Source organism: Gammaproteobacteria bacterium (assembly GCA_021647245.1).
Taxonomy (GTDB): Bacteria; Pseudomonadota; Gammaproteobacteria; order RBG-16-57-12; family RBG-16-57-12; genus JAFLJP01.
Genome location: JAKIVC010000030.1, coordinates 24692 through 34619, shown reverse-complemented (window position 1 = coordinate 34619; position 9928 = coordinate 24692). Strand labels below are relative to the sequence as shown.

The 9928-nt window shown below is 47.6% G+C and carries 8 protein-coding genes; all 8 read right to left on the bottom strand.

The window, feature by feature from the left end; all coding sequences use genetic code 11:
• Window positions 1-172: 172 nt before the first annotated feature.
• Window positions 173-1153, bottom strand: coding sequence for a DHH family phosphoesterase (locus tag L3J94_09695; GenBank protein MCF6219006.1), 981 nt, complete (start codon window positions 1151-1153; stop codon window positions 173-175).
• A gap of 129 nt (window positions 1154-1282) precedes the next feature.
• Window positions 1283-2464, bottom strand: a complete 1182-nt coding sequence (locus L3J94_09690) for a hypothetical protein (protein ID MCF6219005.1) — start codon at window positions 2462-2464, stop codon at window positions 1283-1285.
• Between the two features lie 154 nt (window positions 2465-2618).
• Window positions 2619-3041: a tetratricopeptide repeat protein gene (locus L3J94_09685; GenBank protein ID MCF6219004.1), complete on the bottom strand. Its 423-nt coding sequence runs from the start codon at window positions 3039-3041 to the stop codon at window positions 2619-2621.
• A gap of 164 nt (window positions 3042-3205) precedes the next feature.
• Window positions 3206-4225: a diguanylate cyclase gene (locus L3J94_09680; protein ID MCF6219003.1), complete on the bottom strand. Its 1020-nt coding sequence runs from the start codon at window positions 4223-4225 to the stop codon at window positions 3206-3208.
• Window positions 4215-5234, bottom strand: coding sequence for a chemotaxis-specific protein-glutamate methyltransferase CheB (cheB, locus tag L3J94_09675; protein ID MCF6219002.1), 1020 nt, complete (start codon window positions 5232-5234; stop codon window positions 4215-4217). The genes L3J94_09680 and cheB overlap by 11 nt, the downstream gene beginning before the upstream one ends.
• Window positions 5225-7945: a response regulator gene (locus L3J94_09670; GenBank protein MCF6219001.1), complete on the bottom strand. Its 2721-nt coding sequence runs from the start codon at window positions 7943-7945 to the stop codon at window positions 5225-5227. Before L3J94_09670 ends, cheB begins: the two co-directional genes overlap by 10 nt.
• Window positions 7945-8601, bottom strand: a complete 657-nt coding sequence (locus L3J94_09665) for a chemotaxis protein CheW (protein MCF6219000.1) — start codon at window positions 8599-8601, stop codon at window positions 7945-7947. The genes L3J94_09670 and L3J94_09665 overlap by 1 nt, the downstream gene beginning before the upstream one ends.
• Window positions 8601-9893 carry a hypothetical protein gene (locus L3J94_09660; GenBank protein ID MCF6218999.1) on the bottom strand — a complete coding sequence of 431 codons (1293 nt, stop codon included), beginning with the start codon at window positions 9891-9893 and terminating at the stop codon, window positions 8601-8603. The genes L3J94_09665 and L3J94_09660 overlap by 1 nt, the downstream gene beginning before the upstream one ends.
• Window positions 9894-9928 lie beyond the last annotated feature (35 nt).

The window sequence follows — 9928 nt, the reverse complement described above, 5'->3', positions numbered from 1 at the left end:
GGTAGCATTTTCTTCAGTACGGTCTCTTTTCGTTCTTTTGGATAACTCATTTATGCCTCGTTTTGCCCACGCTCGATGATTATTGAAGTTTATTCTAACGGATGGGCAACTATGCTGACAGAGGGGGCATGTTGGCAGATACGGGCTGACCGCCATGGACGACATTTTTGAACTATTTTTCGTGCACAGGTCTCAGAGCGTAGGCTTCACGAAATTTGCGAGTAAAGCTCTCAACCTGGTCTGCAGGAAGGTCGTTAATACCCGCCGCCGCTTTTCGCCCACCACCTGTTTCAAATTGCAGGCAGAGCTGGTCCGCGCCCTCTTTACGATTCAGCGGAGCACGTACACTTACCAGATAGTGACCATTTGCCTTCTCAGTCAGCATTGCATGAGCCCGCCCCGGGTTTTCAGTCGCCAGTTGATTGGCAAACACCCCACTGACCCGACGCGCCCACGCTTGGTTTGGCAAATGATAGAGCGCTACCTGTGAGTCACACTCAAACGGTTGTACCGATGCCGCTTGCGCCAGATCTTCTTGATAGCCTTTTAATAGCTTCTGATAGCTGCTGTTTTCATCTGCAATGAATTCGAGTGGATCCTGGTATACCGATAGCTCTTCGCTTAATGCTTGGGGTGTGACATGCAAATCATCAAGCGAGGCACCATAGCCGTTGTAATTCATGCACTCGCCTAACTGCTTGAGCTGTGCTGTATCCTCTTCATTCAAGCCGATACCCGCTGCCATCTTTTCAGCTGTTGCCACTAGGTTATCACCAAAGGCACCCACTATCGCCCAGCGGGGAAAAGCGGCTTTCAGGTAATGGTTAACCAGTAAACTGGTGCAGGTTTCTGCAGAGGTATCAATCTTCACCTCAAAATTATCATGGGCTGGAATCTCACCCGCAAAGTGGTGATCAAAGTAGATGATATTCACCCCTTGTGCTAGCAGGGTATTCAACGCATCGCGGTTTTTATCCAGTGAAATATCAAATACCGCCACTTGATCACCCGATGTTGCATTCACCCGCTTCAACAGGCTGATATCACGTTTGACACCGGTGACGCGGCTGCTTTTTTCCGGGTTAGCCAAACGCCACTGTTGCAAGGCACAAATCCCATCGGCATCGCCATTAAATACATCAAAAAAAGACATGTTAAATTTCCTTGCTCAGAGAGGCATTAGGTAAAAATAGAAGGGGAGGGGTAAGTGTGGAAAGGTACTTTGATGCGGCCGCTAAAAACAAGCATCAGGCCGGGCAACAACCCGGCCCGAACATCTGTTTTACTGCTTAACACCCATTAGGCGCAACGCTTTGCGTATTTCTTTAGTGGCATCCAGTATCATGGCGATAGCGCGGGGGTAGTCACCGGCATCTGCGGTTTTACGCGCTTTCTCTGCCATTCCTTTACCTTTATTGACATTGCGATTAATGAGAAAAAGCTGCCCTTTATTCGGTTTTTTATTCTCAATCGCAACGGGGATAAGCTCTTCATAGCCGAAATATCGATCCAGCTCATATGCCCATTCACCCTCAGGTGTATCAAGGTTGATTTCATAGGTAATTGTTTGATCGTGCAACATCTCGGATGTTGCCGCAATGACCATACGATTGGCACTATCGACCGTTGCAGCGGCACTGTCGTAATCTTTTTCAGCAGCCATTTTAGCTGCCTCTTCCACCAGAACATCGACTTGCTCTACATCATATTCAATGCCCGCCTCTTTACCAGACTTTTTGACCATGCGATCAAAGTTTTCCTGATGGGTTAGCCGGTTGGCGCTCAGCACCTTAAGCAAGCTTTCATAGCGCTTGCGCTGTTCGGCAATCACTGCAGCACTCGGCACCATAATCGCTGCGGCATTAAACAGGCGCATTGAGTCATCGATATTGGTCTGTGCAGCTTGAAGATCACCCGCCTCCAATAAGGTTTTAGCCCGTTCCATCTTGCTCTTCGAATCGATCAACATCGCCTTGGCTTGTTCATTATTGCTGGCGGCCACTCGCTTGCTTGATTTCGACATAAACATCATGCGCGCATATGAGACTTTCTGCTTTAGCTCTTTTTCAGAAGCCACCCGGTTTTTAGTTGGGTTACGCGCACCCAGCTTCACATTGTTTGCTACCGATTTTTTTACCGCATCGGCTGTCGGTTTAACCACCGCTTTGGGTGCTGGCACCGCTTCAGGCACTTTATCGACCACCGCAGCCTGCACTTTGACAGCCTCTGCCTTTACCGCAGGCTTACTTTCAGGTTTGGCTTTTTGCAGTAGCTCTTCAACCTTTTCCTCAACCTTAACTTCAGCTTTCTCTATCACTTCAGGCGTTATGGCCTTTTGCACAGCCTCTTTTGCCTTTACTTTACCCTCTTCAACCATTGGCTTTACTTCTGCCCCCCCACAGGCTGTCAGTACAGCAAGTGCCGAGCCGATTAAAACCGCTGAATAAAGTCTATTTCTACTCATACATCACCTATTATTTCAATTCATAAACGACTGCTGTTTCTCTGGAAAACAGTAACAATCACGTTAAAAAATACCGATCAAGCCACTATTTAACGGACAACAAGCCCACAATTTCACTAAAATTTACCGTGGAGGCTCATCAAGCCAAGATAATTCAGTTCTGATTTTGCAGCGCCTGAATCAGCTCATTGGCCTTGGCCACCGCAGGGTGATCGGGGTAGAGCGCTATCAACTGTTGCCACTTCGCTTTTGCCTGCGCTTGATCGCTTTTAGCGTGAAGATAGAGCAAGCCGAGGTTAATGTAGGCATTACCAAAGTCGGGGCATTGCTCTATCGCCTGAGAAAAAAAGTGCTCGGCTAAACCCACATCCTGATTATTCCAGTACATGGTTGCCATATCGGTCATTACGCTGGGTTGATTGGGATCATTTGCCAGTGAGAGCTGGTAGTAGGCAATAGCGGCTACTGCGTTTTTCTCATCAAAGTAGTGATTACCCAGCGCCGCCGCCACTTTTGCGTCAGTAGGGGTTATATTGAGCTGATTTTTCAATATCGCTTCTGAAGTTTTTCTGTCCATTGACCACACTTTTTATTTTTAAGGGATATGTTTATCCGTGAAGATGATACGCAATCTAGCTCGGGGTTACAAAACTTTATTACAGCGATTAAATTGACTCATATGAGGCCTCATTTTGTCGCTGCAAAAAACCTTAACCAAGCAACTAAATGGGTAAAACCAGGCTAACAATCAATTATATAACAATTCCTGCCAGACCCTTTTGCTTTATAGAGCGCCTTATCCGCTCTGCCAACAAGGGCTTCCGGTTTATCACCCGCCACGGGGCGCATGGCGGCTATACCTAAACTGATGGTCACATAATCGGATACTTCTGAGTATTCATGAGGTAACTTCTCATTTTCTACAAAAAGGCGCATCTCTTCAGCAATCACTTCTGCACCTTTACAGTGAGTGTTAGGTAAGATCACAACAAACTCTTCGCCGCCGTAGCGAGCAATAAAGTCACCTGGCCGGCGTATCGCTCGATTCATGGCAGCTGAAACCGTTCGCAAACAGTCATCCCCCCCCTGGTGACCGTAGTTGTCGTTGTATTTTTTGAAAAAATCGATGTCCAACAGGATAATGGAAAGCGGGGTTTTTTCACGGGTCGCGAGCTTCCACTCATGGGCCAATGTCTCATCAAAATGACGTCGATTGGCCAAACCTGTTAATCCATCCAGTGTAGAGAGGCGCTGCAGTATCATGTTGCTCTCTTCAAGCTTTTGATTGCTCTCCTCCAGCTCTTGCTGCAGCTTCTGCATCTGCTGGAAGGCTTCATCGCGCTCTTTCTGTGCTAAATAGCTTTTAGACTGTGCTCTTATTCTTGCGATCAGCTCTATTTTGTCGGGTAGCTTCACCAAGTAATCATTTGCACCATTGGTAAAGGCCTGGCTCTTGTCCTGCGGATCATCTTTACTTGATAAAACCACCACAGGTATTGAAGCGGTCGCCGGATTCGCCCGGTAAAAGCGCAGTAGGGTGTAGCCATCGACATCAGGCATTACTAAGTCCTGAAGGATAACAGTGGGTTGCAGCTCACTCGCAAGTTGCACGGCTTGTGAGGGGTCATCACAAAAATGGAGTTCGATATCTGCCTCTTCGGCAATCATGTACCGAATGGCTTCGGCAACCATTTTTTGATCATCGACTAACAACACGATGATGGTGTTCTGTGAGGAGCCTGTCGCCAGATTATCTGTCATGCCATGACCCTTGTGTAAGGTTTTTTATCTGTTGTTTTATAATCCGTGAGATATTACCGAGCGGTTGAATCGTTTTAGCGGCTCCTATCTCAGCAGCTGCACGGGGCATTCCATAAACGGCACACGTTGCTTGATCCTGTGCGATAGTATAAACCCCTTTTTTACGCAACCTCAACAAACCCGCTGCACCATCCTTACCCATTCCTGTTAATAAAACAGCGAGCAGGTTATCTTGCCAAAATGTACCCAAACTATTGAAAAAAACATCCACTGATGGTCGGTATACAATCTCTTGGTGTTGCTCTGTATACTTTAGTCGGCCTATAGCATCACAAATCAAGTGGTTATTGGTAGCTGCCACATAAATAGTGCCATGTTGCAGTTGGTCACCATTTTCTGCCACTTTTACTTTCATGGCTGCTTGTGTACTGAGCCACTCGACAAAGCCGCCCGCAAAGGCTTCATCCACATGCTGGATGACCACGATGGCTGCGGGGAAATCAGCGGGAAGTGATTTAACCACTTCTGCAACTGCATTCGGTCCTCCAGTAGAAGAGCCAATCGCCAATAGGTTGATTTTAGCCACCGGTTTGCCCATAGCGGCCGTGGGTATAGGCTGCACTGCCTTCAAACCCAATAGTTTCTCTATTCTGCGCAATTTGCTGAGTAACTCAGCACACTCTACGGTTCCCTTCGGGACCTCTACAACATCCAGCGCACCAGCCCCCATGGCTTCAAAAACCATTGAAGCGCTCTCCACGAGCGACTCTGTTACCAGCAAAACCGAGCTGGGTGTTGCAGACGTTGTGATCGCCTTGGTCACCTCTACTCCATTCATGCCCGGCACCGCCATATCCATGAAAATCAAGTCAGGTCGATCGGTGATACAACGGGCTACGGCATCATCGCCGTCATGAGCAATCCATGCAATGCGATGGGGGGTTGAGGCAATAATCTCTCTGAGCAGCTCAATGGCTGCAGGTTTATCATTAACAATAGCTATACGCACTCGGTGGCCTCACCAATCAAGTCATGTACCGCGTTAATGAATGACTCATCATGAAAACTACCCTTGGTCAGATAATAATCTGCACCAGCATCCATTCCCTGTTGTCGATCTTCTGCTCTATCTTTGTATGAGACAATAATGACCGGAATTTGTTTAAACTGTTTATTTCCCTTGATCAGGTTGACCAGCTCAATGCCATTCATTCTCGGCATATCAATATCGCTGATGATAAGGCTATAATTTTTTGCCCGCACTGCATTCCAGCCATCCATGCCATCCATCGCGACATCAACAACAAACCCCGCCTCTTCCAGCAGCTTTTTTTCAACTTCACGCACAGTAAGGGAGTCATCAACCACCAGTATTGCTTTACTTTTCACATTGTCTGTACGGTCTGCCACCTCAAGGTGGCCTAGGCGACCACCCTTAACCAGCACATCGATAGTATGGACAACATCATCCACATCAACAATCAAAACAGTTGAGCCATCTTCCAGCAGTGCACTGGAGCTTATATCTTGTATTTTATCCAAGCGCGGGTCGATGGTTTGGACCGCCAGTTCGCGCTGATCCACAAACTCATCAACTACAATGCCATATGTTTGATCGTGATTGGTAATCACAATGACCGATAGGTGCTCATCATGGGCAACCAGCACGCTCTCAAGCTCAAACACTCGGCTGGCAGCCAGAAGAGTGATATTTTGGTCATTGATTGTGGCATATTGGTGCCCCTCTACCCTTTCAATTTCATCCACATGTACCTTTGCGGTACAGACGATTCTGGAGAGGGGAAAAGCGTAGTACTCACCTGCCACCAAAACAAGTAGACCTGGCACAACCGAGAGCGTTAAAGGCAATCGCATCAAAAATTTCGTACCAACACCCAGCTTTGTCTCAACGTTAACACGGCCGTGCATCGAGTGAATAGCATCCATTACCACATCAAGCCCAACCCCACGACCTGAGAGGTCAGTGACTTCATCCCGGGTAGAAAAACTCGGTAAAAAGAGGAAAGCAAGCAGCTCTTCATCACTCAAGCTGGCCGCCATATTCAGATCTACCAGATTTTTCTTTTTCACCCGCTCGCGGAGTATTTCCACATCAATACCACCGCCATCATCCTCGACCGTAATCAGCAACATACCTTCATTATGGCACGCCGAAAGAGTAATGGTTGCCTGCTCCGGCTTGGCAAGTTTACGACGCTGTTTCGGTGATTCAACCCCATGATCAAGTGCATTACGGATAATGTGATTCAGTGGTGCCTCCATCCTCTCTAACACATCACGATCAACCTGTGTTGACTCACCTTTTATCACTAAGCGAGTTTTTTTACCCAGCGAACGAGCGATGTCCCTGGCCATACGCTGAAAGCCATGAACGCCGTCAGAAAATGGGCACATGCGGGTTGAGAGCGCCTGCCGGTGTAGGCGTTCAGTAAGGTGCGTAATTCTTCGTTCATATTGATCCAGGTCGTTCATCTGGTCGATAATAATATTACGAAACTCGACTACTTTATGATGCACCTGTGAAACCCGCGCCAGGAGTTCAGGGTTATCGACTTCGGAGGCAACATATTCGCGAACACCATCAATAAGTGATGACATTTCATGCTGTTTTTTACGCATCACCATCATATTGTCGAGATACGGCAACAGCCAGCCCGCTTCTACTTTTATCTCACCCGCAAGCCCCATCATGTTATCCAGGCGGTCAGCGGTCACCTTTAACACTCGGCTTTCAGCCACCGATACACTTTTTACTGCAACCTCACCGTTATCTGTTTGGCTCGGCGTCGTCACTTCAGCTATTGCCTGCGCACTATTTGCATCAACTGCTGCAGTGCTATCAACAGATATATCAGACAGTGTGCCGTCAAAAACCGCATTTAATAATACGATTGTCTGATCCAACACGTTACGATTTTCAACCGCCCAAGTGGAAATTGAGGTTTCAGGTAACGTGGCAATAGTGGCTATTCGGTCATTGGCTGCCAGCAACACATCAACCGCATCGGCCCCCAATAACAGCTGCTTTTTTTGCGCCGCCACAAAGAGGTCTTCCATACCATGGGCGATGGTTACAATTGCCTCCACCCCCACCAGGCGTGCAGCGCCTTTTATTGAGTGAGCCGCTCGCATCAGCCTCTCTAGCACCACATCGTTATCGGGATCATCTTCCAGTATCAGCAGAGAATCCACCAAGGTCGCACTGTGAGTGGCAACCTCCTCACGAAACATCTCCAACATCGAAGAGTCGATGGTTGCTTTTTCCGGCGCCACTGTGGTTACTTGAGCATCCGTAACAACAGGATCAATATCGACCTCTTTGAGTTGTGACAGCAGAGCGGTGAATGACGCCTGTCCTGTGTCAAAGTTTTGTATCGCTTCGTCGTCCAGTGCCGCGAGCATTTCTGCCTCTTTTAAGACAGAATCCAGTAATATAAAGTGCTCACTCGACAGCCTCCCTCCACTATTGATCACACGCTGAATCACACTTTCAAGCCCTTCTGCCAAGAGCTGGATAGAGGCAATATTAACCAGTTTAGCAGCCCCTTTTAGCGCATGAGCAGCACGACCGGCATCATCAAAAAGCACCGCTTCATCTGGTCTGCTTTTAATGCCCGCAAAGGCACTTCGAAGTGCTGAGCACTGCTGCTCCACTTCCATGCGCAATAGGCTCAACATGGAGAAGTCATGATCACCCATCACAAGCTCCTACTGATGGTAGAAAACAGTAGTTCAGCATCGATCACACCCACCTTGCGGCGTTTCCACTTAATGATGCCGTGCATAAATGAACCGGCACGTTCATCCAGGCCACTTGGAACGCCCTGCATATCATCTTGATGATAACGGTAGACCTCTCCCAGCTGGCTCACCGGGAAAACATAGTGGTTATTGTCATATTCGGCAATAATCACATGGCGCAGTTTATGCTGCTGCCCTTCGCCTCCACTTAAACCAAGGATTTTTTCCAGTGAAAAGCTGACCTCTATTTCACCCGAAATATTCACAATCCCCAGAATAAAAGCGTTTTTATTGTGCGGCAGCCGCTGCACATTACGAAAATCTGTAATCTCTTTAACATAACTAACGGGAATCGCTAGCCACTCTTCCCGTATTTCAAAGGTTAAAACCGAGCACTCTTTTACTTTCCCAGTCGGTTTTTTCTCACGCAACAGCAACGTACACTCATCCCGGTACTCCTCGGATAATGGTGCATCATAAACAAACGAGGTGGCCTGATGAAAAACATCGCAGTTATGGCAGTGAATAACCTCCTTTAGTTTCGGGCAAGTGTGCTCCCGGCTCCAGATACCGGTCGTGTTCCAGCAGTTATCGATCATTTTTTTCATAGACATCAGGGGGTGCTCTTTAGCGGCTGCGATGTGCGTGCTTTAATTCTATTAGCTCGCTGCTGATAACGCTGTGCGGCCGCCTCATCACCCTGATTATTTGATATTTCTGCTAAAAAATGCAGTGCCTTCTCATCATCTGGCTGTAGGTAGATCGCTTTTTTAAATCGCTCCTCCGCCCCCGGCATATCACCCTCTAAAAAAGCGATGCGGCCAAGATAATGGTTGGCGATACTGCTCTCATGCGGCTCTTTTATGAGGCGCAGACAGAGCGCCGTCAATCGACAAAATTCACTCTTTAACAACAGGGTTTCAAACTCTTGAATAAGATCGCGGCCCGACTTGGCAGCAACAGCGGTTGCCGCAGCCGTGACCTCCTCCACATCGGGAGGTTGCGAAGACGCAACATCAGTGCGGGCAGCCACCAATGCCGCCACAACCCGCTTACCTTTTTCAGCAAGGGTATGGTTATCAATTTTAGCGGCAGCCTGCTGTGTATTGTGGCTTTTAACATAGGTAAATGACAGTTGATCTGAAAAACGCCGGTAGCCCAAGCTCGACAAAACGGCGGTATCGGCATGGCCGACCACTAACAAGCCCTCATCATGCAGCAGAGAGTCAATAACAGAAACCGCCTTGCACTTGGTATGTTTATCGAAATAGATCAAAAGGTTGCGGCAAAAAACGATATGGAATTTTTTGGCCACTTTGTCAATAAAATGATCGCCAATTAGGTTTCCCTGAAAAAAAGTCACTGAGTTTCGCAGCGACTCATCAATCTGAAAGAGGTTCTCTTTGCGGCTGAAGTAACGCTGCTGATAGGCTTCACAGCCACCCCGGAAAGAGTAATCACTGTATAGCCCTCGCTGTGCGACCTCCAGTACCCGTTGTGAAATATCACAAGCCAGAATTTCGAACTCCCCATATTTAAGCCCGGCCTCCAGGCAGGTCATAGCGATCGAATAGGGTTCCTCACCTGTGGAGCTAGGTACACTTAAAATCTTAATCGGCTCACCCTCATCGCATAATGATCGATAGAGTAGGCGCAAGTTATTTTTTAAAACCTGGAATGGCTTCTTATCACGAAAAAAAGAGGTCTCTGGAATGACCACGGTATCAATAAGTTTTTGCAGTGCTGAGCTATCCTCTTGAATAAGTTGATAGTAGCCGTCTAGGTCATCCAGCTCATGTGCACTCATCGCAATGTAGATGGCTTTTTTCATCGTATCAAAGCCAACCGCATCCGGGTTCATACCCATCTGTTGTTGCAGATACCTGACAATCGGTTCAATTTTCACTGTCAATAAGCCCGAAAATGGTGCGTCGAATAAAT

Coding starts and splice junctions, on each gene's coding strand:
- L3J94_09680 (MCF6219003.1), bottom strand. CDS start 4,225: ATGACAGATAATCTGGCGACAGGCTCCTCACAGAACACCATCATCGTG.
- L3J94_09690 (MCF6219005.1), bottom strand. CDS start 2,464: ATGAGTAGAAATAGACTTTATTCAGCGGTTTTAATCGGCTCGGCACTT.
- L3J94_09665 (MCF6219000.1), bottom strand. CDS start 8,601: ATGTCTATGAAAAAAATGATCGATAACTGCTGGAACACGACCGGTATC.
- L3J94_09685 (MCF6219004.1), bottom strand. CDS start 3,041: ATGGACAGAAAAACTTCAGAAGCGATATTGAAAAATCAGCTCAATATA.
- L3J94_09670 (MCF6219001.1), bottom strand. CDS start 7,945: ATGGGTGATCATGACTTCTCCATGTTGAGCCTATTGCGCATGGAAGTG.
- L3J94_09695 (MCF6219006.1), bottom strand. CDS start 1,153: ATGTCTTTTTTTGATGTATTTAATGGCGATGCCGATGGGATTTGTGCC.